23 protein-coding genes, 7 tRNA genes and 1 pseudogene are annotated in these 24983 nt (G+C 71.4%); 13 read left to right on the forward strand and 18 right to left on the reverse strand.

The features are described from left to right. Window positions 1-102: 102 nt before the first annotated feature. The 7 genes from TR46_RS23495 to pgsA form a co-directional block, all read right to left on the reverse strand. The gene (locus tag TR46_RS23495) at window positions 103-864 is read right to left on the reverse strand and encodes a YebC/PmpR family DNA-binding transcriptional regulator (protein WP_030248725.1); all 762 of its coding nucleotides are present in this window, start codon (window positions 862-864) and stop codon (window positions 103-105) included. 100 nt (window positions 865-964) lie between these two features. Then, window positions 965-1564 carry a pyridoxal 5'-phosphate synthase glutaminase subunit PdxT gene (gene pdxT, locus TR46_RS23500; RefSeq protein ID WP_042404571.1) on the reverse strand — a complete coding sequence of 200 codons (600 nt, stop codon included), beginning with the start codon at window positions 1562-1564 and terminating at the stop codon, window positions 965-967. A gap of 137 nt (window positions 1565-1701) precedes the next feature. Then, window positions 1702-2616 carry a pyridoxal 5'-phosphate synthase lyase subunit PdxS gene (gene pdxS / locus TR46_RS23505; protein ID WP_042404572.1) on the reverse strand — a complete coding sequence of 305 codons (915 nt, stop codon included), beginning with the start codon at window positions 2614-2616 and terminating at the stop codon, window positions 1702-1704. Window positions 2617-2778: 162 nt separating this feature from the next. Continuing rightward, a complete protein-coding gene (locus tag TR46_RS23510; protein ID WP_042404573.1) occupies window positions 2779-3315 on the reverse strand; it encodes a membrane protein in 537 nt (178 codons plus the stop codon). A 31-nt stretch (window positions 3316-3346) separates the two neighbouring features. Then, window positions 3347-4528 carry a glycosyltransferase family 4 protein gene (locus tag TR46_RS23515; RefSeq protein WP_042404574.1) on the reverse strand — a complete coding sequence of 394 codons (1182 nt, stop codon included), beginning with the start codon at window positions 4526-4528 and terminating at the stop codon, window positions 3347-3349. Further along, window positions 4525-5469 (reverse strand): phosphatidylinositol mannoside acyltransferase, encoded by a 945-nt coding sequence (locus tag TR46_RS23520; protein WP_042404575.1) that lies wholly within the window; start codon window positions 5467-5469, stop codon window positions 4525-4527. The genes TR46_RS23515 and TR46_RS23520 overlap by 4 nt, the downstream gene beginning before the upstream one ends. Further along, window positions 5466-6116, reverse strand: a complete 651-nt coding sequence (pgsA, locus tag TR46_RS23525) for a phosphatidylinositol phosphate synthase (protein WP_042404576.1) — start codon at window positions 6114-6116, stop codon at window positions 5466-5468. The genes TR46_RS23520 and pgsA overlap by 4 nt, the downstream gene beginning before the upstream one ends. A 303-nt stretch (window positions 6117-6419) precedes the next feature. Between pgsA and TR46_RS23530 the strand changes: the two genes are divergently transcribed. Both TR46_RS23530 and TR46_RS23535 read left to right on the forward strand, forming a co-directional pair. Next, on the forward strand, window positions 6420-8642 hold the full coding sequence (locus TR46_RS23530) for an elongation factor G-like protein EF-G2 (protein ID WP_042404577.1): 2223 nt from the start codon (window positions 6420-6422) through the stop codon (window positions 8640-8642). A 155-nt stretch (window positions 8643-8797) separates the two neighbouring features. Next, on the forward strand, window positions 8798-10411 hold the full coding sequence (locus TR46_RS23535) for an AbeC-like domain-containing protein (protein WP_042404578.1): 1614 nt from the start codon (window positions 8798-8800) through the stop codon (window positions 10409-10411). A gap of 155 nt (window positions 10412-10566) precedes the next feature. On the opposite strand, the gene TR46_RS23540 is transcribed toward TR46_RS23535, so the two are convergent. From TR46_RS23540 to TR46_RS23555, 4 genes are all read right to left on the reverse strand, one after another. Beyond that, window positions 10567-11124, reverse strand: a complete 558-nt coding sequence (locus TR46_RS23540; protein WP_042404579.1) for an HIT family protein — start codon at window positions 11122-11124, stop codon at window positions 10567-10569. A 50-nt stretch (window positions 11125-11174) separates the two neighbouring features. Then, on the reverse strand, window positions 11175-13148 hold the full coding sequence (thrS, locus tag TR46_RS23545) for a threonine--tRNA ligase (RefSeq protein WP_042404580.1): 1974 nt from the start codon (window positions 13146-13148) through the stop codon (window positions 11175-11177). An 87-nt stretch (window positions 13149-13235) separates the two neighbouring features. Continuing rightward, window positions 13236-14489: a hypothetical protein gene (locus TR46_RS23550; RefSeq protein WP_084718865.1), complete on the reverse strand. Its 1254-nt coding sequence runs from the start codon at window positions 14487-14489 to the stop codon at window positions 13236-13238. A gap of 49 nt (window positions 14490-14538) precedes the next feature. Further along, window positions 14539-15120, reverse strand: a complete 582-nt coding sequence (locus tag TR46_RS23555; RefSeq protein WP_042404581.1) for a DUF4365 domain-containing protein — start codon at window positions 15118-15120, stop codon at window positions 14539-14541. A 190-nt stretch (window positions 15121-15310) separates the two neighbouring features. Between TR46_RS23555 and TR46_RS23560 the strand changes: the two genes are divergently transcribed. Beyond that, window positions 15311-16039 carry a 3'-5' exonuclease gene (locus tag TR46_RS23560; protein WP_042404582.1) on the forward strand — a complete coding sequence of 243 codons (729 nt, stop codon included), beginning with the start codon at window positions 15311-15313 and terminating at the stop codon, window positions 16037-16039. Between the two features lie 94 nt (window positions 16040-16133). Here TR46_RS23560 and TR46_RS23565 read toward each other — a convergent pair. Continuing rightward, window positions 16134-16205: transfer RNA gene (locus tag TR46_RS23565), tRNA-Val, on the reverse strand. Window positions 16206-16310: 105 nt separating this feature from the next. On the opposite strand from TR46_RS23565, the gene TR46_RS23570 reads away from it, so the two are divergent. Beyond that, complete coding sequence (locus tag TR46_RS23570; RefSeq protein WP_042404583.1) at window positions 16311-16835, forward strand: isochorismatase family protein; 525 nt, start codon at window positions 16311-16313, stop codon at window positions 16833-16835. Window positions 16836-16923: 88 nt separating this feature from the next. Here the strand turns inward: TR46_RS23570 and TR46_RS23575 are convergent. After that, window positions 16924-16995 (reverse strand) — tRNA-Val (locus TR46_RS23575). Between the two features lie 309 nt (window positions 16996-17304). On the opposite strand from TR46_RS23575, the gene TR46_RS23580 reads away from it, so the two are divergent. After that, the gene (locus TR46_RS23580) at window positions 17305-17718 is read left to right on the forward strand and encodes an SsgA family sporulation/cell division regulator (RefSeq protein ID WP_030248700.1); all 414 of its coding nucleotides are present in this window, start codon (window positions 17305-17307) and stop codon (window positions 17716-17718) included. A 215-nt stretch (window positions 17719-17933) separates the two neighbouring features. Continuing rightward, a pseudogene (locus TR46_RS23585) lies at window positions 17934-18485 on the forward strand (CGNR zinc finger domain-containing protein); the annotation flags it as partial. 94 nt (window positions 18486-18579) lie between these two features. Here the strand turns inward: TR46_RS23585 and TR46_RS23590 are convergent. Beyond that, a complete protein-coding gene (locus TR46_RS23590) occupies window positions 18580-19023 on the reverse strand; it encodes a hypothetical protein (protein WP_042404584.1) in 444 nt (147 codons plus the stop codon). Between the two features lie 62 nt (window positions 19024-19085). On the opposite strand from TR46_RS23590, the gene TR46_RS23595 reads away from it, so the two are divergent. Continuing rightward, window positions 19086-19577: a DsbA family protein gene (locus TR46_RS23595; RefSeq protein WP_042404585.1), complete on the forward strand. Its 492-nt coding sequence runs from the start codon at window positions 19086-19088 to the stop codon at window positions 19575-19577. A gap of 145 nt (window positions 19578-19722) precedes the next feature. Here TR46_RS23595 and TR46_RS23600 read toward each other — a convergent pair whose 3' ends face one another. From TR46_RS23600 to TR46_RS23610, 3 genes are read right to left on the reverse strand one after another with little or no spacing between them, the layout of a single operon-like run. Further along, on the reverse strand, window positions 19723-20571 hold the full coding sequence (locus TR46_RS23600) for a GNAT family N-acetyltransferase (RefSeq protein ID WP_042404588.1): 849 nt from the start codon (window positions 20569-20571) through the stop codon (window positions 19723-19725). Window positions 20572-20573: 2 nt separating this feature from the next. Continuing rightward, window positions 20574-21395: an aminotransferase class IV gene (locus tag TR46_RS23605; protein WP_042404633.1), complete on the reverse strand. Its 822-nt coding sequence runs from the start codon at window positions 21393-21395 to the stop codon at window positions 20574-20576. Between the two features lie 35 nt (window positions 21396-21430). Continuing rightward, window positions 21431-22465 carry a chorismate-binding protein gene (locus tag TR46_RS23610; protein ID WP_042404590.1) on the reverse strand — a complete coding sequence of 345 codons (1035 nt, stop codon included), beginning with the start codon at window positions 22463-22465 and terminating at the stop codon, window positions 21431-21433. A 247-nt stretch (window positions 22466-22712) separates the two neighbouring features. Between TR46_RS23610 and TR46_RS23615 the strand changes: the two genes are divergently transcribed. The 5 genes from TR46_RS23615 to TR46_RS23635 all read left to right on the forward strand — a co-directional run bounded on the left by TR46_RS23615 (window position 22713) and on the right by TR46_RS23635 (window position 23268). After that, window positions 22713-22785, forward strand: a tRNA-Gly gene (locus tag TR46_RS23615). A gap of 29 nt (window positions 22786-22814) precedes the next feature. Continuing rightward, a tRNA-Cys gene (locus TR46_RS23620) sits at window positions 22815-22885 on the forward strand. Between the two features lie 38 nt (window positions 22886-22923). Then, window positions 22924-22995, forward strand: a tRNA-Val gene (locus tag TR46_RS23625). A gap of 83 nt (window positions 22996-23078) precedes the next feature. Further along, window positions 23079-23150: transfer RNA gene (locus tag TR46_RS23630), tRNA-Val, on the forward strand. Between the two features lie 46 nt (window positions 23151-23196). Further along, window positions 23197-23268: transfer RNA gene (locus TR46_RS23635), tRNA-Val, on the forward strand. A gap of 132 nt (window positions 23269-23400) precedes the next feature. Here TR46_RS23635 and TR46_RS23640 read toward each other — a convergent pair. After that, window positions 23401-23592 carry a hypothetical protein gene (locus tag TR46_RS23640; protein ID WP_042404591.1) on the reverse strand — a complete coding sequence of 64 codons (192 nt, stop codon included), beginning with the start codon at window positions 23590-23592 and terminating at the stop codon, window positions 23401-23403. 558 nt (window positions 23593-24150) lie between these two features. Between TR46_RS23640 and TR46_RS44465 the strand changes: the two genes are divergently transcribed. After that, on the forward strand, window positions 24151-24983 hold an 833-nt coding region (locus TR46_RS44465), incomplete at its 3' end, for a serine/threonine-protein kinase (protein ID WP_236655457.1).

The following is a 24983-nucleotide window of genomic DNA, read 5'->3' on the forward strand; positions in this document are numbered from 1 at the left end:
CTGGTGAGGCTATCGCCAACCACCGACAACGGGACCCCGGACATGCCGCCGCCCGGCTACCCGCAGGGGGCGCCGGGCGGCGGCAGGGTCGGGAACTGACGACTACTCGTCCTCGTCGAGCTCGGCGACGACCTCGGCGGAGAGGTCGAAGTTGGCGAAGACGTTCTGGACGTCGTCGCTGTCCTCCAGGGCGTCGATCAGCTTGAAGATCTTGCGGGCGCCGTCGGCGTCCAGCTCGACCTGGACGCTGGGGACGAAGTTGGCGTCGGCCGAGTCGTAGTCGATCCCGGCGTCCTGCAGCGCGGTGCGGACCGCGACCATGTCGGTGGCCTCGCTGAGCACCTCGAAGGTGTCGCCCAGGTCGTTGACCTCCTCGGCGCCGGCGTCGAGGACGGCCTCCATCACGGTGTCCTCGTCGAGCTTGTCCCCCTTGGGGACCACCACCACGCCCTTGCGGTTGAACATGTACGACACCGAGCCCGGGTCGGCCATCGAGCCGCCGTTGCGGGTCATCGCCACGCGCACGTCGGAGGCGGCGCGGTTGCGGTTGTCGGTGAGGCACTCGATCAGCACGGCGACGCCGTTGGGGCCGTAGCCCTCGTACATGATGGTGGAGTAGTCGGCGCCGCCGGCCTCGGCGCCCGAGCCGCGCTTGACGGCGCGGTTGATGTTGTCGATCGGCACCGAGCTCTTCTTGGCCTTCTGGATGGCGTCGTAGAGCGTGGGGTTGCCGGCCGGGTCGCCGCCGCCGGTGCGGGCCGCCACCTCGATGTTCTTGATCATCTTCGCGAAGAGCTTGCCGCGCTTCGCGTCGATGGCGGCCTTCTTGTGCTTGGTGGTAGCCCACTTGGAGTGGCCGGACATCGAGTAGCTCCTTAAGACAACACCAGAGAAACGAACAACAGACGAGATCCTACCGTCACCCGGCGTCACCACCGGGGGTGCGGGCGCCGCCCCCGGAGTGTTACCGCGGACGGGCCCGGACCATGTCCACGAAAAACCGGTGGATCCGGTGGTCGCCGGTCAGTTCGGGGTGGAACGAGGTGGCCAGCAGACTACCCTGACGGACCGCCACGATCCGGTCGCCGTCCAGCGCGGCGAGCACCTCCACCCCCTCGCCCACCGACTCGACCCAGGGCGCCCGGATGAACACGCCGTGCACCGGGCCACCGTCCAGCCCGCGCACGTCGATGGCCTGCTCGAACGACTCGTTCTGCCGGCCGAAGGCGTTGCGCCGCACCACCATGTCTATACCGCCGACGGTCTCCTGGTCGTCCCGGCCCTCCAGGATCTTGTCGGCCAGCATGATCATGCCCGCGCAGGAGCCGTAGACCGGCATCCCGTCGGCAACCCGCGCTCGCAGTGGCTCCATCAGGCCGAACAGCAGTGCCAGTTTGGACATCGTGGTGGACTCGCCGCCGGGGATGACCAGGGCGTCGACCTCGGCCAGCTCCTCGGGGCGGCGGATCGGCCGGGCCACCGCGTCCGCCTCGGCCAGGGCCATGGCGTGCTCGCGCACATCGCCCTGAAGGGCGAGTACGCCGACTACGGGAGAGCTGGTCACAGTACAGAACCTCTTCGAACGACGAGAAACGACGAGAAACGATGAGAAACGACGCGAACTGAGGGGACGCGGGAAGGACGGGAAACCGAAGGGGGAGCGCGGACCGTGCGGTCCGCGCTCCCCACCGAACCTGCTGACTACCAGCCGCGGTTGGCGTACCGCTCGGTCTCGGGCAGGGTGTCGCAGTTGATGCCGACCATGGCCTCGCCCAGGTTGCGGGAGGCGTCCGCGATGATCTTGGGGTCGTCGAAGAACGTGGTCGCCTTGACGATCGCGGCGGCGCGCTTGGCCGGGTCGCCGGACTTGAAGATGCCCGAGCCGACGAAGACGCCCTCGGCACCGAGCTGGCGCATCAGCGCGGCGTCGGCCGGGGTGGCCACGCCACCGGCGGAGAACAGCACCACCGGGAGCTTGCCGAGCTCGGCGACCTCCTTGACCAGCTCGTACGGCGCGCGCAGCTCCTTGGCGGCGGCGTAGAGCTCGTTGTTGTCGTAGCCGCGCAGCCGGGCGATCTCGTTCTTGATCTGGCGCAGGTGGCGGACGGCCTCGACGACGTTGCCGGTGCCGGCCTCGCCCTTGGAGCGGATCATGGCCGCGCCCTCGGCGATCCGGCGCAGCGCCTCGCCGAGGTTGGTGGCGCCGCAGACGAACGGGGTCGTGAAGGCGAACTTGTCGGAGTGGTTCACCTCGTCGGCCGGGGTCAGCACCTCGGACTCGTCGATGTAGTCCACGCCGAGCGCCTGCAGCACCTGGGCCTCGACGAAGTGGCCGATCCGGGACTTGGCCATGACCGGGATGGAGACGGCCCCGATGATCTCCTCGATCATGTTGGGGTCGGACATCCGGGCGACGCCGCCGTCCTTGCGGATGTCCGCCGGGACCCGCTCCAGGGCCATGACCGCGACGGCGCCGGCGTCCTCGGCGATCTTCGCCTGCTCGGCGTTGACGACGTCCATGATCACGCCGCCCTTGAGCTGCTCGGCCATACCGCGCTTGACGCGGGCGGTGCCGACCGAGGGCTGGTCGGTGGGGGCGGGAGTGTTGGTGGACACGAAAGACCTCACTGGAGAAAGCGGAGCATGAACAGAGCGGAGCAGTAGTGCGACAAGCCCATGGTAGGCCCACCGCACCCCGGACCGATTGCTCCACCGGGTCCATCGGACGTAGATCACACACTCCGCCGTGGCACTCGCAGGAAGCGCCGCGGTCCGGGCTCAGACCGGCGCGACCAGCACCTGCGGGGCCGCGTCGTCCATCTCGAAGGTCTGCGGGAAGGGCGCGTGCCCGGCCAGCCGGAGGATCCGCACGATCCGGTGCCGGCGCACCGCCCGGGCCGCCCGGACCGAGTCGTTGTGGAAGGTGCGCGCCATCGGGACCCGGCGCACCGACGAGCTGAGCTCGACCACGTACTCCTCGCCGCCGACCAGTTCACGCAGCGCCTTGACCTGCTCGGGCTCGGCGAAGACGGCCCGCAGCGCCTGGCTCAGATTGCTCTCGGCCAGCTCCCGGCCCTCCTCCGGCGCGGTCCGCGCCGCGTGCGCCGCCTGGTAGAGCACCACCGAGGCGGCCGGGTCCAGCAGGGTGGAGGTGGACAGCTCCAGGGCCGCCGAGGCACGGCGCAGCAACTGCGCGTCGAGCCCCGCCCGGCCGGCGTCGATGCGCGCGTGCAGGCGGTCCAGCCGTCCGGCGGTCCAGCTGAGGTAGAGGCCGACGAGGACAACGGCGAAGGCGACCCAGATCCAGATGCTCACGAAGGGTCACTGTAGAGGCTGGACAGCCCGCTCAGTCCCGCGCCAGCCCCAGCCGCGCCCGCCAGCCGCCGCCCGGGTCCTCCTCGACGATGGCGGCCGCGCCGGTGGTGACCGTCTCGTAGACGGAGAGGATGTCCGCGCCGACGGTCTCCCAGTCGAAGCGGCGCACGTGCGCGGAGCCGGCCGCGCGCAGCCCGGCCAGCCGCCGCGGGTCGCCCAGCAGCCGGATCGCCGCCTCGGCCAGCGCCTCGGCGTCCTCGACCGGGAACAGCTCGCCGGCCGCGCCGCCGTCCAGCACCTGGCGGAACGCGTCCAGGTCGCTGGCCAGCACCGGGGCGCTCGCGGACATGGCCTCGACCAGGATGATGCCGAAGCTCTCGCCGCCGGTGTTGGGCGCGACATAGAGGTCCACGCTGCGCAGCAGCGAGGCCTTCTCCTGGTCGCTGACCATGCCGAGGAACTCGATCCGCTCCCGTACCTGATCGGGCAGGCCCTTGACCGCCTCCTCCTCGTCGCCCTTGCCGGCCACCAGCAGCCGCACCCCGGGCCGGGCCGCCAGGATCCGCGGCAGTGCCTCCAACAGCGTCGGCAGGCCCTTGCGCGGCTCGTTGATGCGGCCGACGAAGCCGATGGTGCCGCCGTCCGGGAGGTCCGCGCCGCTCCACTCCGGACGGGGCTCGGCGTCGGCGAAGAACGCCACGTCGACGCCGTTGGGGATGACCACCGCGTCCCCGCCGAAGTGCTCGACCAGGGTGCGCCGGGCGTACTCGCTGACCGCGATCCGGGCACTGATCTTCTCCAGCGCCGGCTGCAGGATCGGCTCGGCGGCGATCATGGCCCGGGAGCGCGGGTTGGAGGTGTGGAAGGTCGCCACGATCGGGCCGCTGGCGGCCCAGCAGGCGAGCATGCCCAGGCTTGGGCTGACCGGCTCATGGATGTGCAGCACGTCGAAGGCGCCGTCGTGCAGCCAGCGGCGCACCCGCGCCGCGGACAGGAAGCCGAAGTTCAGCCGGGCCACCGAGCCGTTGTACGGCACCGGGACGGCACGGCCGGCCGGCACCACGTACGGCGGCACCGGCGTGTCGTCGTCGGCCGGGGCCAGCACCGAGACCTCGTGGCCCAGCCGGATCAGGTGCTCGGCCAGGTCCCTGACGTGGAACTGCACCCCGCCGGGGACGTCCCAGGCGTAGGGGCAGACGATTCCGATCCTCACCGTGAGGCCTCCGCGGTCGGCTCCGCGACCGCGGCGGGCGCCCGGTCCGGGTCGAGGTCGGCCAGCCAGAAGCGCTGCAGCATGTGCCAGTCCTGCGGGTGCTCGCGCACGCCCTCGGACCACACGTCGGCGAGCGTCTGGGTCATCGCCGCGGCCTTCTCGCGCTTGCTGCCGGCCTCCGGGACCGGGACCTCCTCGTGCACCCGGCCCTTCATCACCGGGGTGCCGTCGTACCAGAGGGTCACCGGCAGCAGCGCCGCCCCGGTCTGCGCCGCCAGCACGGCCGGTCCGGCCGGCATCCGGGCCGCCTCGCCCATGAAGGTCACGTCCACCCCGGAGGCGGACAGGTCGCGGTCGCCGACCAGGCAGACCAGTCCGCCCGCACGCAGCCGCTTCGCCAGCGTGGCCAGGGTGTTGGCACCGCCGGTCAGCGGCAGCACCTCCATGCCCAGGCCCTCGCGGTAGGCCACGAAGCGGTCGAACAGCTTCTCCGGCCGCAGCCGCTCGGCCACCGTGCTGAACGGATAGCCGCGCACCACCACCCAGGCGCCGGCCAGGTCCCAGTTGCCCATGTGCGGCAGCGCCAGCACCGCGCCGCGCCCGGACGCCATCGCCTCGTCCAGCCGCTCGATGAACTCGGGCTCGAACGAGGCGGCGATCCGCTCCCTGCTCCACACCGGCATCCGGAACGACTCGCACCAGTAGCGCAGGTAGCTGCGCATCCCGGCCCGGCCCAGCTCGGCGATCTCGGCATCGGAGGCCTCGGGGCGGACCCGGCGCAGATTGGACTCCAGCCGCAGCACGCCCTTGCCCCGGCGCTTCCAGACGACGTCCGCGATCCGCTGGAACAGCCCGTTGGCGGCCGATTCGGGCAGCCGCTTCACCGCCGCCCAGCCCGCGGCGTAGGCGCTGTACGTCAGATGGTCGGCCAGTCCGCTCACAGTTGCCCTCCCCCTGCCGCGACCGCTTCGGCCGCCTCGCGGCGCACCGTCAGGATCCGCTGCAGTGCGGTGATCAGACTACCCACCGCGATCAGCCACAGCGCGATCGGAAGCAGCCAGTCGATGTAGGGCACACCGAAGCCGTGCAGCCCGGCGAGACCGGCCAGGACGAGGGTCACCACCAGCCGCTCGGCCCGCTCCACCAGGCCCGACACGTCGCACTTCAGGCCCAGGCTCTCGGCGCGCGCCTTGGTGTACGACACCACCTGCCCGCTGGCCAGGCAGAACAGCGCCACCGCGCAGAGCAGCAGGTTGTCGCCGCCCCCCGCGTACCACATCGCGATCCCGGCGAAGACCGCCGAATCAGCGACCCGGTCCAGGGTGGAGTCCAGGAAGGCGCCCCAGACGCTGGAAGTGCCCGCCTGGCGGGCCATATTGCCGTCGACCAGGTCGGAGAAGACGAAGGCGGTGATCACGATGGTGCCCCAGAAGAAACTACCCTGGGGGAAGAACACCAGTGCCCCGGCGACCACCCCGGCCGTGCCCACCAGCGTGACCATGTCCGGGCTGACACCGATACGCAGCAGGAACGTTGCGAAGGGGGTGAGCACCCGCGTGAAGAAAGCTCGCGCGTATTTGTTGAGCATGGGCCTTCCGACCGCTCCGATCTGACTGAGTTCCGGCTCTGATCCGGCAGTGGATCCGGCCGTGGATCCGGCAGTGGATCCCGCCATGGTCCGGCCGTGCCCGGGCGGCGCTCTCACGGCGGCCCCCGGTGGGCTGGCCCATGGTATCCGGGTGCGGCCCGCACGCCGGGGCCGGGCACGCCGCCCGTGCGGGAGCTATGGACCTCGGCCTGTTGCGGTGCCAAGCTCACCATCACCGCGGGTGACCCTCAGTCAACGCAACGCGGTCCCCGTGGCAGGTACTCCGACTGAATGGAGAGGGCGATGGGTGACAGGACGACAGCGGCATCGGGAGGCCCCGGCAGGGGTACGGCGGCCGACCAGTACGAGCCCAACCGGCCGGATCTGATCCGCAATGTCGTACTGGTCGGCCACAGCGGGGCCGGCAAGACCACCCTGGCCGAGGGCCTCGCGCTCGCCACCGGAGCGCTGACCCGGGCCGGACGGGTCCAGGACGGCACCACCGTCTCCGACTACGACGAGATCGAGCACCGCCAGCAGCGCTCGGTGCAGCTCGCCCTGGTACCGCTGGTGCACGCCGGAGTGCGGATCAACCTGCTGGACACCCCCGGCTACGCGGACTTCGTGGGCGAGCTGCGGGCCGGACTGCGCGCCGCCGACGCCGCGCTGTTCGTGGTGCCGGCCACCGACGGCATCGACGGCTCCACCCGGATGCTGTGGGAGGAGTGCGCCGCGGTCGGCATGCCCCGCGCCCTGGTGGTCACCAAGCTCGACTCCCCGCAGGCCGACTTCGCCGCCACCGTCGAGCTGTGCCGCGAGGCCTTCGGCGGGGCCAACCCGGAGGCCGTGCTGCCGCTCTACCTGCCGCTCAACCGTGGCCCGGCCGGCCCCGACGGCACTCCCAGGATCTCCGGCCTGCACGGCCTGCTCAGCGGCAACTGCTTCGACTACGGCAGCGGCCGCCGGGTCGAGCACACCCCCGACCACGCGCTCGGCGAGGCAGCCGCCGAGGCCAGGGACCGGCTGATCGAGGCCGTCATCGCCGAGAGCGAGGACGAGGCGCTGATGGACCGCTACCTCTCCGGCGAGGCCGTCGACACCAAGACCCTGATCGACGATCTGGAGCGTGCCGTCGCCCGGGGCGCCTTCCACCCGGTGCTCGCCTCCGCCCCGCCCGCCGAAGGATCCCGCGAGGGCCTGGGCAGCACCGAGCTGCTGGAACTCATCGGCTCCGCCTTCCCCTCCCCCGCCGAGCACCGGCCGCCGGCCGCCACCACCCCCGACGGCCGCCCCCGCCCGGCGCTGGCCTGCGACCCCGAGGGACCGCTGGCCGCCGAGGTGGTCAAGACCAGCGGCGACCCCTATGTCGGCAGGCTCAGCCTGGTCCGGGTCTTCTCCGGCACGCTGCGCCCCGACCAGCCGGTGCACGTCTCCGGCCACGGCATGGCCGACCGCGGTACCGACGACCACGACGCCGACGAGCGCATCGGAGCACTGTCGCTGCCCTTCGGCCGCACCCAGCGCGGCGTGGACCAGGCTGTCGCCGGGGACATCGTCTGCGTCGCCAAACTCGCCTCCGCGCAGACCGGCGACACCCTCTCCGCGCCCGCCGACCCGCTGCTGGTCGCGCCCTGGTCGATGCCCGACCCGCTGCTGCCGGTCGCCGTCGAGGCGCACAGCAAGGCCGACGAGGACAAGCTCTCGCAGAGCCTGGGCCGGATCACCGCCGAGGACCCCACCCTGCGGCTCGAACAGAACCCGGACACCCACCAGTTGGTGCTCTGGTGCCTCGGCGAGGCGCACGCCGACGTGCTGCTGGAACGGCTGCGCAGCCGCCACGGCGTCCAGGTCGACCCGGTCCCCTACGCCGTCCCGCTGCGGGAGACCTTCGCCGGGCCCGGCCACGGGCGCGGCCGGCACGTCAAGCAGTCCGGCGGCCACGGCCAGTTCGCGATCTGCGAGATCGAGGTCGAGCCGCTGCCCACCGGCGGCGGCTTCGAGTTCGTCGACCGGGTGGTCGGCGGCTCGGTGCCCCGGCAGTTCATCCCCTCCGTCGAGAAGGGCGTACGGGCCCAACTGCTGCGCGGGGTCAGCGCCGGCTTCCCGGTCGTCGACGTCAGGGTCACCCTGGTCGACGGCAAGGCCCACTCGGTGGACTCCTCCGACGCGGCCTTCCAGACCGCCGGGGCGCTCGCCCTGCGCGAAGCCGCCGCCGGCGCCGGGGTGCGGCTGCTGGAGCCGGTCGCCGAGGTCCGGGTACTGGTGGCCGACGAGTACGTCGGCGCGGTGCTCAGCGACCTGTCCGGCCGCCGCGGCCGGGTCCAGGGCACCGAGCCGGTCGGCGTCGGACGGACCCTGGTGCGGGCTGAGGTACCGGAGTTGGAGATCGTCCGCTACGCCGTGGACCTGCGCTCGCTGTCCCACGGCGCCGGCGACTTCACCCGAGCCTACGTACGCCACGAGGCCATGCCGGAGGCGGTGGCGGCCAAGGCGCTGAGCACCGCGGCGGCCACGGCGCACGGCTGAGCGCCGGAGTGATCCCTATTGGGCTGACGGGCGATGATCGGCGGCGATACCCTGGCATCCGGGCATTCTGACAGCCCATCGGAATATGTTTCAGTGCGGATGATCTGTCAGGCCCGGGGAACAATGACGGAGACCGCTGTCGGGAGGGGACCACAGTGCCGGACGTCCCGCGCGAATCGCTCAACTTCGCGGCCACCGAGTCACTCGCCTCCCTCGCCTACCGGGACGGCCCGCTCAAGGAGCTGACCGGCAGCGTGGAGAGCGTCGGCCACAAGGAGGGGCGGCACGGGCTGTTCGTCCCCACCATCGGCGAGGCCTTCTGCCGAGCGGTGATCAAGCGCACCCTCGGCAAGACCCGCAAGCCCTTGGTGCCTTCCTACGGCGCCGATCCGCGACGGGTCGTCGAGCACTGCCTGGAGGCGGAGAAGATCCGGCACGACCGCGACCGCAGGCTCACCGCGGTCGCCGTCGTCGCCGGGCTGCTCTTCCTCCCCGGCACCCTGATCTGGCTCGCCGCCTTCAAGATCCGCGACCTCAGCACGGAGGAGCGGCGCTCGCTCTACGGAGGCATCGCCCTCACCGTGGCCGCGCTGCTCGCCGTGCTGCTGGCGCTGCGGCCCTTCGCCGCGGGCTGGGCCGGGTTCTACATCCGGATCATGATGCTGGTCCCGGTGCTGGGCTGGTTCATCGCCTTCCGGATCTGCGTGCGCACCGCGGAGAAGCTGCGGCTGCGCTGGAACGAGGTGCTGGACGGCAGCGGGCTGGGCCCGGTGGTCCCGGAGATCGTGCCGATGGGCCCGCAGGACGTCAGAGCCGAGGAGCTCAAGAAGGCCCTGGAGACCCTGGAGATGGAGCAGGAGACCAATGTGCTCCAGTACGCCGGGGCCAACGGCATACTCGGCCTGGGCAAGCGCTGGGGCTCCTGGACCCTGGCCGAGCAGATCGACCCCGCGGAGGGCATCGCCGAGATACGCACCTTCCACCCCTGGGACGTGCTGCGCCGGATCGAGGACCGGCTCAAGGAGATGTCCAGGTCGACGATGCCGGCCGAGAACGGCATCCCGGACATGCGGGTCACCCACTGGATGGTCATGTCCATACCCGAGGGCGCGGACGAGATCAGCCGCCCCACCGGGGCCGACATGGACGGCTACCGCTACCGCAGCTCGGCCATGACCAACCTCGCCAACAAGCAGCAGTTCGGCCGCGGGCCCCGGCACTACCTGGGCATCCAGTTCGTGCTGTGGGGCGGCCAGTTGGTGGTGACCCTGCTGGTCACCGTCACCCTGCTGCACCACACCCTGCGGGTCGAGGTCAGCGGCCACGCGCTCGGCCCGATGGCGCCGATGTTCAACAAGAAGGCCAAGCGGGGCGAGATCCAGGTGGCCAAAGCCGGCAAGTTCTGGGAGGAGCGCACCAAGCAGCTCCCGATAGTCGCCCCCGACGAGGTCGTCCGGCTCACCCTGCGCGCCCCGTTCACCTGGCCCTGGGGCGAGACCATGCTGGACTACCTGGGCGGCACCCTCAAGCTCCCCGAACCCTTCGGGCTGCGCTCCGCGTGGACGTCCCGCCCCTGGGCCGACAGGTTCATGGCCGACGACGCGCTCCGGGTCGCCACACCGGTGCTTCGCACCGTTCACAAGGCGACCATGGAGTTCCTGGAGGACCACGACGTCGAGGTGGACCGCTTCAAGACCCGCTCCAGCCTGCTCGGCGCCGAGATCCAGGGCATGCGGGCCTCGAAGGCAGACGTCTACGACGCGGACTGAATCCTGCGGCGTGTGCCTGGCTGGGCGCGCAGTTCCCCGCGCCCCTATGTAGCTGCAACTCACCCGCAGTGGGTCAGTTGCACCCCCAGGGGCGCGGGGAACTGCGCGCCCAGCCACTTACGGTCCGCAGCCGGGTTCCGCCAGAGCACCCGCAGCTACGCGGGCCAGGCGTCGGCGAGCATCTTGCGGGTCTCCACGAGCAGCTGCGGCAGCACCCTGGTCTGGCCGATGACCGGCATGAAGTTGGTGTCCCCGCCCCAGCGGGGCACCACGTGCTGGTGCAGGTGCGCGGCGATGCCGGCCCCGGCCACGCTGCCCTGGTTCAGCCCGATGTTGAAGCCGTGCGCTCCCGAGGCCGCCCGCAGGGCGGTCATCGCCTGCTTGGTGAGCAGCGCGACGTCCGCGGTCTCCTCCGGCGTGAGCTCCGTGTAGTCGGCGACGTGCCGGTACGGGACGGCCATCAGGTGACCGGAGTTGTACGGGTAGAGGTTGAGCACCGCGTACGCGTGCTCCATCCGACGCAGGATCAGCCCGTCCTCGTCCGACATCGCCGGGATCGCGCAGAAGGGACAGCCGTCCGTGGGCTCGGGGCCGGTCGGCTTGTTCTCACCCTTGATGTAAGCCATCCGGTGAGGGGTCCACAGGCGGCCGAAAGCGTCCGGCTCGCCCGCTCCGTTCTGCTGCTCCGGCTCCGTCGTCATGGAGATCAGCATAGGCGGAAGGGCGGCCCCGGATGGGACCGCCCCTGCGTCCGCCGCTCGGATCAGACCTGGATACGGCGCTCCACCGCGTCGACGATCTCCGCCAACGCCTCGGCACGCGGGATCCCGTTCTTCTGCTCGCCGTTGCGGTAGCGGAAGGAGACGGTCCCGGCGGCCATGTCGTCGTCGCCGACGATGACCATGAAGGGGGCCTTCATCTTCTGGTGGGTCCTGATCTTCTTCTGCATCCGGTCGCTGGAGGCGTCCACGTCGACCCGCAGGCCCTTGGTCCTGGCCTCGGCGGCGAACTCCTTCAGGTAGTCCACGTGGGCGTCGCCGATCGGGATGCCGACGGCCTGGACCGGTGAGAGCCACGGCGGCATCGCGCCGGCGTAGTGCTCCAGCAGCACCGCGAAGAATCGCTCGATCGAGCCGAACAGCGCACGGTGGATCATGACCGGCCGCTGGCGCGAGCCGTCCGCCGCCGTGTACTCCAGGTCGAAGCGCTCGGGCAGGTTGAAGTCGACCTGGATGGTCGACATCTGCCAGCTGCGGCCGATCGCGTCCTTCACCTGGACCGAGATCTTCGGGCCGTAGAAGGCCGCGCCGCCCGGGTCGGGAACCAGCGGGAGCCCCTGCTTCTCGGCGGCCGTCCGCAGGATCTCGGTGGCCTCCTCCCAGACCTCGTCCGACCCGACGAACTTCTCCGGGTCCTTGGTGGAGAGCTCCAGGTAGAAGTCGGTCAGGCCGTAGTCCCGCAGCAGGTCCAGGACGAACGTGAGCAGGTTGTCCAGCTCCTCCGCCATCTGCTCCTTGGTGCAGTAGATGTGCGCGTCGTCCTGGGTGAAGCCGCGCGAGCGGGTCAGGCCGTGCACCACGCCGGACTTCTCGTAGCGGTACACCGTGCCGAACTCGAAGAGCCGCAGCGGCAGTTCACGGTACGAACGGCCGCGTGCGTCGAAGATCAGGTTGTGCATCGGGCAGTTCATGGGCTTGAGGTAGTAGTCCACGCCCTCGTCGAGCTGCATGGGCGGGTACATGCCGTCGGCGTACCAGTCCAGGTGGCCCGACTTCTCGAACAGCGTGCCCTTGGTCGCGTGCGGGGTGTAGACGAACTCGTAGCCCGCCTCCTCGTGCCGCTTGCGCGAGTAGTCCTCCATGGCCCGGCGCATCACGCCGCCGCGCGGGTGGAAGACGGCCAGGCCGGAGCCGATCTCGTCCGGGTTGGAGAACAGGTCCAGTTCGGCGCCGAGCTTGCGGTGGTCCCGCTTGGCGGCCTCCTCCAGGAAGTCCAGGTAGGCCTTGAGGTCGTCCTTGGTGGCCCAGGCGGTGCCGTAGATGCGCTGCAGCATCGGGTTCTTCTCGCTGCCGCGCCAGTACGCCGCGGCGTTGCGCATCAGCTTGAACGCGGGCACCCGGGTGGCCGGCAGGTGCGGGCCACGGCACAGGTCCTTCCAGCACAGCTCGCCGGTCCTGGGGTCCAGGTTGTCGTAGATGGTCAGCTCGCTGCCGCCCACCTCGACGTCCGAGCCGTCCTCGCTGGACGCGCCGCCCTTGAGGCCGATCAGCTCCAGCTTGTAGGGCTCGTCGGCCAGTTCCGCGCGCGCCGCCTCGTCGGTGACCACCCGGCGGGAGAACTTCTGCCCCCGCTTGATGATCTCGGTCATCTTCTTCTCGACGGCCTTGAGGTCCTCGGGGGTGAACGGCTTCTCGACGTCGAAGTCGTAGTAGAAGCCGTCCTTGACCGGCGGACCGATGCCCAGCTTGGCCTCGGGGAAGATCTCCTGCACGGCCTGGGCCATGATATGCGCGGTGGAGTGGCGCAGGATCGACAGGCCGTCCTCGCTGTCGATGGCCACCGGCTCGACCTCGTCGCCGTCCGCGAGGACGTGGGCGAGGTCGCGGAGCTCACCGCCGACGCGGGCGGCGATGACGGCGCGCTCGCCGGGGAACAGGTCCGCCGCCGTAGTGCCCGTCGTCACCACACGCTCTTCCCGATCGGGTTCGCGACTGATGACCACACGGACGTCCGACACCGGACTCTCCTGACTCTCGGCATTCTCCTGAGCAGCAGGTGCTGCGGTGATGATGGTACCGAGACCGGAGGGCGGCTCGCGCGGGCCTCACCTGCCCTCGCTGTCCTCCCCCGCGCCGGATCCGCCGCCGGATCCGCCGACCCGCAGCCGCAGCGCCTTGAGCATGCGGTCCCGCTCGGCGGCGTCCAGTTCCACCCGGACCAGCGCGCTGGGGACGGAGAGCTTGCGGAAGCCGCCCTTGCGCTCCAGCCGCGCCCGCAGCCGGACCGGCACCCCGGCGAGGTGGGACTCGACCGCGGTGCGGTAGTCCTCGTCGCCCAGCCGGACCCGTACCTCGTCCACATCGGCCCCGGCCAGCACCGCCAGCCTGACCTGGCCCTCGCCGTCGGGCACGGGCCGTTTGAGCCGGACCACCGCGCCGGTGATCTCCACGTCCAGGGCGGGTTCGCTGCGTTCCAGCCGCTCCCCCGCGGCCTCCAGGGCGGGCAGGTCGCCGGGGCTGAACTCCAGCCGCAGCCGGCGGCTGGCGAAGCCGCGCGGGGTGCCGACCGAGGCGGCCCAGGCCAGGGCGATCTCGATGCCCTCGCTCCCGCGGACCAGCTGCACCACCGAGGCGAGCAGCTCCCGGCTGACGCCGAGCCGGACCGCATCGTCGAAGGCCTCGGTACGGCCGCTGACCCGCTGCAGGTCGATGGCGTCCCTGGTCGCCTCCAGGGCCCGGACCAGCGTGGTGGTGACGGTCCTGTCCTCGGGGGCGGGCGCGTAGGCGGTGAGCAGGCCGGCGCCGGTGCCCGGGGCGACGACCAGGATCCGGTCCAGGAACTCGGCGGCGGCCCCGTCCAGGCGGGCGCCGAAGTAGGCGGCGCGCAGCAGTCCGGCCTTGGCGGCGGCGGAGAGCATCGCGGTGGCGCCTGCGTGCAGGTCCTCCTCCGAGCCCCAGCTGACGGCGCCGCCGACGCCGGGGGTCTCCCGGCGCCAGTGGATCTCGTCGCCGGGGACCAGCAGCGCGGCCAGGATGGCCCTGGCGGAGGGGACGCCGGAGTGCGACAGCGCCGCGATGGCCTCGTCCAGCAGGTCGACGCTGTCGTCGAAGCGGCGGTCGGCCGGGACCAGCAGGCTGGTGTCGGGCTCCAGGTCGTCGGGCGGGGTCCAGCGGGTGTAGCGGCCCTCGGCGCCGCCGCGGCGGATCCAGCCGTGGCGGGCGAGCAGGGTACCGAGCACGGCCGGGTCGACTCCGGCCGGGTCGATGTGCACCGGGTCGGCGGGGGCGCGGCCGCCGCCGGCCCGGACGGCGGCGCGCCCGGCAGCGTCCACTGCCTCTGGTCGGGTGTCGCGGCGCATCGCTGTCACGTTGTCCCTCCCGCAGGAATCGATACCGCAGAGGCCTCGTTCAAGGACGCTCTCCCGCTCCCACACGGGCCATGATGGCGCAGAGCGCCCGGTCGTCGAAGACCTGGCCGGTCGGAATCCGGACATTCGTCCTGCGTTTCCCGGTCACCGGGTGCCCTGCCAGGTTGACCCAGTAGCAGCAGTGGCGCAGTTCCAACCGGTCGGGACCGGCCTGCAGCCACTGGTCGACCTCTCTGGGGACCAGCATGACGACGAGGATCTTGTGCACGGCGACCCGGGCGTGGGCGAGTTTTCGCAGGTGGTCGTTGTCGAGGGTGAAGCTGAAGTACGGCCCTTCCGGATTCGGCGGGATCTGGTAGGTGCACTTGAGCTGGACCTTGATGGTGGCCTCGTCGTCCACGGTGTGCGCCGAACTGCCGTGGCTCACATGCCAGTCGATCCCGTTGTCCGGGAACGGCGAGGACAGTGCGCAGCCCGACGCGGCCGCGACCGCGTGCAGGTATCCCACCTGGAGCGTCTCCATGCAGGAGGTGACCGCGAGTTGACCCCGCATCGGTTGTCCCGTCCCGATCCCGCCCCAGGCGAGGGGCGGGGTGGCCGGTTCGGGTTGTGTCAGCGCCATTGCTGCCGCCTTCTCCCCTTTGAACGGCAGTCCCGTCGAACGGCAGCCCGCCGTCCGGACCGGACGGGCCGTCACTGTGTGTTGTCTCCGCCCTGACGGGGCGTCAAACAGATCCGCAGCTCACAGCAGGATTGGAAGCCGAGGGTCACCGGGTATCACCTCAGTGTCACCATCGGAGGGGGAGGCAGCGATGACGCACTGGTACCAGGGGCCACTGGCCTCCTTCGACACCGAGACCACGGGCGTGGACGTGGAGCATGACCGGATTGTGACGGCGGCGCTGGTGGTACAGGAGTCCGCCGGCGGCCCGGTACGGCGGCGGGACTGGGCGGCGGACCCCGGCGTGCCGATCCCGGCGGGGGCCACCGCGGTACACGGCCTGACCGACCTCTGGGCGCGGCAGCACGGCCGGCCCGCCCCGGTGGTGGTGGAGGAGATCGCCCGGGCGCTGGCCGAGACGGCGCGGGCCGGGCTGCCGCTGGTCGTCATGAACGCCCCGTACGATCTCACGCTGCTGGACCGGGAGTTGGGCCGGCACCGGGGTGCGTCGCTGGGCGACTACGTATCGAGTGCGCCGCTGCTGGTGGTGGACCCCCGGGTGCTGGACAAGCACGTGGACCGCTACCGCAAGGGCCGCCGCACCCTGACCGACCTGTGCGCGCACTACGGCGTGGTGCTGAACGGGGCGCATGACGCGGCGGCCGACGCCACCGCGGCGATGCTGCTGGTACGGGCGATCGGCGGCCGCTTCGAGGAACGGCTGGCGGCGATGACCCCGGCGGAGCTGCATCTGCGCCAGGCGGTATGGCACGCGGCGCAGGCGCGCGGACTGCAGCAGTGGTTCAACCGCAGCGGCTCGCCCGAGTCGGTGGACACCTCCTGGCCGCTGCGGCGGCGGGCGGAGGAGCAGGCGGCCTGAACCCGGTCGCCGGGCAACCTTCGCCGCGCCGCAGTCCTGAAGGTGCGTCAAAAGCACTGAAGGCCCCTCGATTTGAGGGGCCTTCAGTCTTCTGTGCGCAATGCTGGGTTCGAACCAGCGACCTCTCCGGTGTGAACGGAGCGCTCTCCCACTGAGCTAATCGCGCCTGCCGACCGTGTCGGCGACGAGATGAACATTAGCATCACGACCGCCGGTGGCCTAAATCCCTTCGCCCTGTTTCGATTCGAACACCAGTGCTATATTTGCTGTCATGACCCCCGCACTTCTGCTCATCGACGTCCAGCGCAACATGCTTCTCCCGCCCGAGCCGATCCCGGACGCGTCCGCGGTCCGGGCGGCACTCACCGAACTCCTGGCCCGGGCCCGCCGGGCCGGTTCGGTGATCGTCCACGTCCGCAACTCCGGCGACCCCGAGGTCGGCGACCCGGACGTACCGGGCACCCCCGGTTGGGAGCTGGTGTTCGAACCGCTGCCCGAGGAGCATGTGATCGACAAGCTCAGCAGTGACAGCTTCGACGGAACCGGGCTGGAGCGGCTGCTCCCGGCGAAGTCGCCGCTGGTCGTCGCCGGCATGCAGAGCGAGTACTGCGTCCGCGCCACCTCGCTCGCTGCGATCAGCCGCGGCCACGCGGTGGTGCTGGCCAGCGGCGCGCACGCCACCTACCCGGACGCCTTTCCGGACGGGCAGCCGGCCGAGGAGATCTCGGCGGCCGTGGAACTGGAGCTGGCGGCGGCCGGCGCGGAGATCACGCCCTGGGACGGCATCCGCTTCTGAGACGCCCGCAGCAGGCGGCCGCAGACGGCGGACCGCGACAACGACAGAGGCCCCGCAGATCGCTGATCTGCGGGGCCTCGTCCTGCGGTGCGCAATGCTGGGTTCGAACCAGCGACCTCTCCGGTGTGAACGGAGCGCTCTCCCACTGAGCTAATCGCGCCTGCTCGCACCAGCCCGGTACCGGGCGGTGCATGGAAAACACTACCGCATCGGCCCGTGTGCTCCTGACCTGCCCCGGGACGGCGGCCCGGCTCCCGCGATGACCGGATATCGACCCTGTGACACCACCGCCGAGCCGGTTTGCAGCAGGCTGTTGAAACAGCTGTGACGGGCGTGTCTGCTGAGCCGTAAGGGGTACCAGGTACGTACTAATCGGGACAGACGGGTTTACACCGGTCGAACAGGTGGGATGGTCCGTTCGCCGACGTGCGATCCCCGAGCGCACACTGAGCGAAAGGCCCTGGCGCTTATGAACACCACGGTCAGCTGCGAGCTGCACCTGCGCCTCATCGTGTCGAGCGAATCATCACTGCCCGTCCCCGCGGGCCTGCGCTACGACACCGCCGACCCCTATGCCGTGCACGCCACCTTCCACACGGGCGCCGACGAAACCGTCGACTGGGTGTTCGCCCGCGACCTCCTTGCGGAGGGGCTGCACCGGCCTACCGGGACCGGTGACGTCCGTGTCTGGCCCTCCCGCAGCCACGGACAAGGAGTCGTCTGCATCGCCCTGAGCTCTCCGGAAGGAGAAGCCCTGTTGGAAGCCCCGGCCCGAGCGCTGGAGTCCTTCCTCAAGCGAACCGATGCCGCGGTGCCCCCGGGCACCGAGCACCGACACTTCGATCTCGACCGAGAGCTCTCCCACATCCTTGCGGAGAACTGAACCGCTTCATCCCTTCTACCGTGCGCAGCCGTGCTACTCGGGGGCACGGAACGCGCCACCGGCACCATCCGCTCCATCTGCTCCCCTGCTGGAAAGAAGTCGCCGCGGACCCGCAAGGGCCGTGGCGACTTCCGCGTTCGCGTCCGGCAGTACGGTCGGAGGCAGCAGCGGTAGAGTCGCCGCCAACCCGCCCGGACGCCCCAGGGAGTACCGACGTGCTGATCACCCATGACACGCAGTGCGCCCTCGATGTCCTGGTCGACCTGCTCAACACGGACCCGGACGCCTGCGGGCAGGAGGGCCTGCCGGATCTCGCGGCGCTGCGCGGATTCGTGCTGCGGCACGAGATCAGCGAGGTCGGCGTACTGGGGGCGGCGGACCTGGACGCGGTGCGCCGGGTACGCGGACAGTTCCGCCAGGTGTTCTTGGCCGGTTCCACTCGCGAGGCGGCCGGGCTGGTCAACGCGATGGTGGCCCGGGCCGGTTCGACGCCCCGGCTGACCGACCACGACGGCCACGACTGGCACATGCACTTCTTCGCGCCCTGCGCGGCCCTCGCCGACCATCTGGCGGTGGAGGCGGGGATGGCGCTGGCCTTCATCGTGGTGGCCGGGGAACGGGAGCGGCTGCGCCGCTGCGAGGCGCCCGACTGCGCCCGGGTGTTCGTGGACCTCTCGCGGAACCGCTCACGCCGCTACTGCGACAGCCGCACCTGCGGCAACCGGCTGCACGTGGCCGCCTACCGGGCCCGGCAGCGGACCGCGGCGGAATCGCCGGACGCGGTCTCCGGGGTGGCGTCCGCGGTGGCCGAGGCGGCGTCCGGGGTTTCAGCGGTGGCCGGTGCGTCCGGTGCGGCCGGGGTCAGATCCCGCGGCGCTTGAGGATCTCCTCGACGTCGGAGAAGTCGCCCAGGTCGTCGGCGGCGGACTTCTGCCCGGCCGGCTTGGCGGTGACGGCCGGGGCCGAGGAGCCGCCCTTGGCCGCTTTCGGCTGCTTGGAGGCCTTGACCGGCCCGGGCTCCCGGGACCTCCGGCCGATGCCGGTGGCCAGCAGCAGGAGGACGGCGGCGCCGAGCATCGCCAGGCCGGTCCACACCTTCGGGTCGAACACCAGGTGGGTGGCCCAGTTCGACAGCGCGGTGCCGATCCGGCGGAACACGGTGATCAGGCCGGTGAGGTAGAGACCGACCGGCACCAGGGCGACGCCGAGCCAGCGGAAAGCGGAACGGATCCGGCCGCGAACGCCGGCCAGCACGGCGATCACCACCCCCGCTGCGGACAGTGCCATGCACACGATCGCAGTCATCGTCCTGTCTCCTCCTGCTCGTCCGACAACTCCATCCTGCCCGTAATGGGAGACTGACGACCATGAGCGAAAGTTCCTTTTCCCCGGTCGAGTACTGGTGCGATCTGCAGTGCCCGGACTGCGCGGCCGCGCTGGACGACGTACGGGCCCTGCGGGAGGCCTACGGCGACCGGCTGGAGGTGGTGCTGCGGCACTTCCCGCTGGACAAGCACAAGCACGCGTTCGCGGCGGCGCAGGCGGCCGAGGAGGCCTTCGTCCAGGGGCAGGGCTGGCCCTTCGTCGAGGCGGTGCTGGCCAGGACCGAGGAGCTGGGACGGCGCGGGGAGGCGTTGCTGGTCGAGCTGGCCCGGGGTCTCGGCCTGGACGCCGAGGAGATGGACACCGCGCTGATCGACGGCCGTCACATGCTGGTCGTGGACGCCGACCAGGCCGAGGGCAAGGCCATCGGCGTGACCGGGACCCCCACCTACGTGGTCGCCGGGAAGCGGCTCGACGGAGGGGCCGGTCAGGCGGGGCTGCGTGAGCGGATCATGGAGCTGTTGGGCGCGCCGTAGGGTTTTCGACTTCGGACCGTAGTGGGCTTGTCGCGCAGTTCCCCGCGCCCCTATGGGGCTGCAACTGACCCACCGAGGGCACGTTGCACTATCCAGGGGCGCGGGGAACTGCGCGACAAGCCATGCAGCGCCCGCAGCCGAAAACCTAGAGCTGTTTGTGCAGCAGGCTGCGATACGTGCGGTACCCCAGCGACCGGTACAGCGACACCGCCGGGGCATTCGCCGCGAACACGTGCAGTCCCAGCTCGCGCACGCCGCGAGCGAGGCACTCGCGTTCGGCCAGCAGCATCAGAGCGCGTCCGTGTCCCCGGCCGCGGTACCGCTCGTCCACGGAGAGCATGAACACCCAGGCCGGCGGCTCGTCCGCGGCCGCTCCCGGGAGCTGGGTGCCGACCCAGACGGCGCCGACCGGCACTCCCCCGGACTCCAGGCGGCTGATCACCGCGCCCGGGGTGTCCAGACCGTCCGGGAGCGCGGCCGCGTGGTCGGCCTGGGAGCGGGTCCTGGCCTGCTCCGGGGTCATCCCGGCGGCGATCTGGCTGTCCACGTAGCCCGCGGACTCCTCGGCCAGCCAGGCGTCGAACTCGTCCTGGCGCATCGGGCGGCCGGTGCTGCCCTCCGGCAGCGACGGCGGATCCGCCGGGAGTTCCTTGCGCATGTTGAGGCCGCGCAGGGTGTAGCCGAGGGTGCGGGCCAGGGCGAGCCCGGCGTCCCGGTCCGGGCCGTCGGGGACGCCGATGTCGGCCCGGACGCAGCCCCAGGAGCGCAGCACCTCCTCGGCGGCGAGCACCGCGACCGTGCCCCGGCCGCGCCCGCGGTCGGCCTGATGGATCGTCAGTTCCCGGATGCCGCCCACCCGGGGGCCGGGCCCGCCGGAGGCCGCGGCCACCAGCCCGCCGACGGTCCGGCCGTTGACGCGCACCTCGAAGGCCCGCTCCCGGCCCCCGTCGGGCCTGCTCTGCTCGGGTCCCAGCGGCCGGAGCGTGGTGGTCATCCTCACGGCTCCAGGTCGGCGGCGGCGCGCTCGGTGAAGACCGCGATCGCCTTGGCCGTGACCGGTCCCGGCGCGCCCGGCAGTTCGCGGTCGTCGACCCGGGAGACGCCCTGGATGTCGCGCAGGGTACCGGTGAGGAAGACCTCGTCGGCCTCCTCCAGCACGGTCAGCGGCAGGTCCGCCTCCTCGGCGTCGAGCCACTGCAGGGCCAGTGCCCGGGTGACCCCGGCCAGGCAGCCGGAGTTCAGCGGCGGGGTGAGGATCCGGCCGTCGAGGACGACGAAGACGTTGGAACCGGTGCCCTCGCAGAGACGGCCCGCGGTGTTGCCGAGGATCGCCTCGGAGGCGCCGTACTGGTGCGCCCGGGCCAGTGCGACCACGTTCTCCGCGTAGGAGGTGGTCTTCAGTCCGGCCACGGCGCTGTGCTCGTTGCGGGTCCAGGGGACCGTGACCACCGCGGCGGCGTCGGGGCGGCGGGCCACCTCGCCGAGGGCGACGATCAGGCTGGGGCCGCTGTCGCCGCGGTCGGAGCCGAGCGGGCCGAGGCCGCCGGTGTAGGTGATCCGCAGCCGGCCCAGCTTCGCCGGGTTGGCGGCCAGCACCTCGGCGCAGGCGCGCCGGACCAGCTCGCGCTCCGGCGCGGGCAGTCCGAGGCCGCGCGCCGAGCGCTCCAGCCGGTCCAGGTGGCGCCCGAGCGCGAAGGGTGCGCCGTCGACGGCCTTGACCGTCTCGAAGACGCCGTCGCCGACGGTCATGCCGTGGTCGAGGACCGACACGCTGGCCTCGGTGGACTCGCGCAGCGCGCCGTTGACCCAGATCCGCACGGTGTGGCTCCCGTTCTGTGGATTGCCGCCGCTGGTCACCGCGGCGGTGGTGCCTCAGACGCTACCGCGAGCAGGCGGGCCGCCTTCAGTTCGGTCTCGTCCCACTCCCGCTCCGGGTCGGAGCCCCAGGTGATGCCGGCCCCGGTGCCGAAGCGGACCTGCGGGCCGGCCGGATCGTCCCGGTCCAGCCAGAAGGTGCGGATGCCGACGGCGAGGCGGGCCTCGCGCCGGTCGGCGTCGACCCAGCCGACGGCGCCGCAGTAGGGGCCGCGGGAGGCGGTCTCCAGGGCCTGGATGATGCGCAGCGCGCTGGACTTGGGGGCACCGGTGACCGATCCGGGCGGGAAGGTCGCGGCCATCGCCTCCGGCCAGCCGGCGCCTGGGCGCAGCCGCCCCTCCACCGTGGACACCAGGTGCACCAGCCCGGGGTGCTTCTCCACCGCGCACAGGTCGGGGACGGTGACGCTGCCGGTGGCGCAGATCCGGCCGAGGTCGTTGCGGACCAGGTCGACGATCATCACGTTCTCGGCGTAGTCCTTCTCCAGCAGGTCGTCCTCGGTGCGCCCGGTGCCCTTGATCGGGCCGGAGCGGACCGTTTCGCCGCCCCGTTCCAGGAACAGCTCGGGCGAGGCGGTGGCGACCTCGACCCGCTGGGCCGGGAGCCGGACCGTTCCGGCGTACGGGGCGGGGTTGCCGCGGGCCAGCCGGGCGGTGAGCGCGTCGACGTCGGCGCGGGCGGGGTCGGGCAGCGGCGCGGACAGCACCCGGCACAGGTTGGCCTGGTAGACCTCGCCCGCGGCGATGTGCTCGCGGATCCGGCGCACCCCGGCGAGGTAGCCGGCCCGGTCGAGCGAGCTGGTCCAGGCGGTTCGGGCGGGACCGGCCCAGCCCGCCTCGGCGGCGGGCCCGCCGAAAGCGGCGCGGCCCCGGCGGACCTCGTCGAAGCGGGCGCAGGTGAGCCGGCCTTCGAAGTCGGCGACGACGGCCCAGAATCCGGAGCTGTCGAGGGCCGCCGGATCGTCGGTGACATCGAGCAGCCCGGTGGCGACCACGCCGTCGAAACGGGCCATCGGCGGGAGGAGGAACTCGGTAGAGGTCACAGTTTGCTCGGGATTCTGTACGGAAGGTGCGGGGTCTCCGCGCTGCCGAAGTCTAGATAAACGGTGGTCGGGACGCCTGTTCGCAGGTCATCGCGGGGAGCGGGGCGGCACGCTGCCGGGATACGGAATTTGAGCTGGGCCCGGAATCCGCTAAAGTTCATCACGTCGCCAGGACGCGGACCGCGAAGAAGCAAGCGGGAAGCGAAATGGAGACCATGCGGACGTGGCTCAGTTGGTAGAGCATCACCTTGCCAAGGTGAGGGTCGCGGGTTCGAATCCCGTCGTCCGCTCGGTTGAGGGTGCTGGTTGGCCCTTGCTCGGTGGAGTGGCCGAGAGGCGAGGCAACGGCCTGCAAAGCCGTCTACACGGGTTCAAATCCCGTCTCCACCTCAGCGAGGTTTTGAGTGGCTCGCCACTCGGGGTCTCATGCGCGATTAGCTCAGCGGGAGAGCGCTTCCCTGACACGGAAGAGGTCACTGGTTCAATCCCAGTATCGCGCACCGGCCCCCTCGGGGGTCAGCAGTACCGCAGCACGGTCCGACCGCAGTGCCGTTCGACCGCAGTACCGTTCGACGAGTGTCCCGCGCGATTAGCTCAGCGGGAGAGCGCTTCCCTGACACGGAAGAGGTCACTGGTTCAATCCCAGTATCGCGCACGAGTCCCCTCGGGGGCTGCATGAGCAGTGCCTTTACGAGTGTCCCGCGCGATTAGCTCAGCGGGAGAGCGCTTCCCTGACACGGAAGAGGTCACTGGTTCAATCCCAGTATCGCGCACAGTAGTTGAGGGCCCGTCCGGTTGCGGACGGGCCCTCTTCGTTCCCCCTCCGCGCCTCCCCCGTGGGCGCGTCTGCGCGGCGTCCGCGCCCGGGCTGCCCTCACCGACAGTCCGGACGCGGCGCCGCAGTCTCAGTGTTGGATGAGGTGCAGCACCGACGTGGCCTGCACGGTGAACTGGGACCAGCCGCCGAAGGCGAAAGCCAGCAGCGCCGCGACCGGGAGCGCGATCGCCAGGGCGATCAGGGGGTTCCGGGTCTCGCTCGTACGAACGCGATCGGACTGGCGACGGCGCCGTACTGATCCTCCCGTGTATACGGACATGGCCTGGTTCCCACTCTCGTCGTCTGCTGCTGCGTCACTTGATCGTCACTGCTCATCCGTGGTCGCGGTGGGCGGAGTACCTCGGGGGACGAGCTGCCCGCCCACCGCTGGTACCAACCTACGGTCGGCCCCCCTGGCCTGGCGTCATGCCCCGGGACCGTCCCTGCGGCATCCGGAAGGAGGACGGTCCTCCTCGGGGACTACTACCGGAGGGGGAGGGCGGACGCGGGAGGTGTCAGGGTCACCCCTGACGGGGTCCCCGAGGGGGCCGGGGAGCCGCAGGTCAGCGTGGTCCCACGGGCATCTCCCGGATACGGCCCGGGGGTACTGCGGACGCGGTACCGGAGGGGCCGGGGAGGGCCCGGGGAAAGCTTCGGCCAGGGCTCGGGCAGGGCTCCGTGAAGGCCCGCGGCGGAGCCGACCGGGGGAAATCCGACAATCCCACGGATCGTCAGTGCGTTGCGTATCAGCACACCGCCCGGCCCAGTCCGTAAGCTGTCGCCTGGCAGGGACAACAGCCCCCGCACAAGGAACTGACGGCGGGACGGAAATGTGGCGATGATGCGGCTCCGGCGGGAGGATCCGCGAGTCGTCGGCCCCTACCGCCTGCACCGGCGGCTCGGCACGGGCGGCATGGGCGTGGTCTACCTGGGCTCCGACCGCAAGGGCCAGAAGGTCGCGCTCAAGCTGATCCGCTCCGAGCTGGCCGAGGACCAGGAGTTCCGCACCCGCTTCGCCCGCGAGGTCGCCGCCGCCGCCCGGATCAGGGGCGGCTGCATCGCCCGGCTGGTCGCCTCCGACATCGACGTGGAGCGGCCCTGGCTGGCGACCGCCTACGTCCCCGGCCCCTCGCTCTACAAGCGGGTCGGCGACGAGGGGCCGCTGCCCTGGCCCGAGGTGACCGCGATCGGCGCCGCCCTCGCCGACGGCCTGGTCCACGTCCACGAGGCCGGGGTGGTGCACCGCGACCTCAAGCCGTCGAACATCCTGCTGTCCCCCAAGGGCCCGCGGATCATCGACTTCGGCATCGCCTGGTCCACCGGCGCCAGCACGCTGACCCATGTCGGCACGGCGGTCGGCTCTCCCGGCTTCCTGGCCCCCGAGCAGGTCCGCGGCATCGCCGTCACCAGCGCCACCGACGTGTTCGCGCTGGGCACCACCCTCGCCTACGCGGCGACCGGCGACTCCCCGTTCGGCTCGGGGACCTCCGAGGTGATGCTCTACCGGGTGGTGCACGAGGAGCCCGACCTCAGCGAGGTGCCCGGCGCGCTGCTTCCGGTGATCCGGGCCTGTCTGGCCAAGGAGGCGTCCGACCGGCCGACCACCGCGCAGCTGCACGACCGGCTCAAGGAGCTGACCGCGCGTGGGACCGCGATCGGCCTCAGCCAGGT

Source organism: Streptacidiphilus carbonis (assembly GCF_000787775.1).
GTDB lineage: Bacteria > Actinomycetota > Actinomycetes > Streptomycetales > Streptomycetaceae > Streptacidiphilus > Streptacidiphilus carbonis.

Bases quoted from the DNA above. Each gene is read 5' to 3' on its own strand.
- TR46_RS23495 (WP_030248725.1), bottom strand. From the start codon at position 864: ATGTCCGGCCACTCCAAGTGGGCTACCACCAAGCACAAGAAGGCCGCC.
- pgsA (WP_042404576.1), bottom strand. From the start codon at position 6,116: ATGCTCAACAAATACGCGCGAGCTTTCTTCACGCGGGTGCTCACCCCC.
- TR46_RS23530 (WP_042404577.1), top strand. From the start codon at position 6,420: ATGGGTGACAGGACGACAGCGGCATCGGGAGGCCCCGGCAGGGGTACG.
- TR46_RS23540 (WP_042404579.1), bottom strand. From the start codon at position 11,124: ATGCTGATCTCCATGACGACGGAGCCGGAGCAGCAGAACGGAGCGGGC.
- TR46_RS23550 (WP_084718865.1), bottom strand. From the start codon at position 14,489: ATGCGCCGCGACACCCGACCAGAGGCAGTGGACGCTGCCGGGCGCGCC.
- TR46_RS23555 (WP_042404581.1), bottom strand. From the start codon at position 15,120: ATGGCGCTGACACAACCCGAACCGGCCACCCCGCCCCTCGCCTGGGGC.
- TR46_RS23560 (WP_042404582.1), top strand. From the start codon at position 15,311: ATGACGCACTGGTACCAGGGGCCACTGGCCTCCTTCGACACCGAGACC.
- TR46_RS23570 (WP_042404583.1), top strand. From the start codon at position 16,311: ATGACCCCCGCACTTCTGCTCATCGACGTCCAGCGCAACATGCTTCTC.
- TR46_RS23580 (WP_030248700.1), top strand. From the start codon at position 17,305: ATGAACACCACGGTCAGCTGCGAGCTGCACCTGCGCCTCATCGTGTCG.
- TR46_RS23590 (WP_042404584.1), bottom strand. From the start codon at position 19,023: ATGACTGCGATCGTGTGCATGGCACTGTCCGCAGCGGGGGTGGTGATC.
- TR46_RS23595 (WP_042404585.1), top strand. From the start codon at position 19,086: ATGAGCGAAAGTTCCTTTTCCCCGGTCGAGTACTGGTGCGATCTGCAG.
- TR46_RS23600 (WP_042404588.1), bottom strand. From the start codon at position 20,571: ATGACCACCACGCTCCGGCCGCTGGGACCCGAGCAGAGCAGGCCCGAC.
- TR46_RS23610 (WP_042404590.1), bottom strand. From the start codon at position 22,465: ATGGCCCGTTTCGACGGCGTGGTCGCCACCGGGCTGCTCGATGTCACC.
- TR46_RS23640 (WP_042404591.1), bottom strand. From the start codon at position 23,592: ATGTCCGTATACACGGGAGGATCAGTACGGCGCCGTCGCCAGTCCGAT.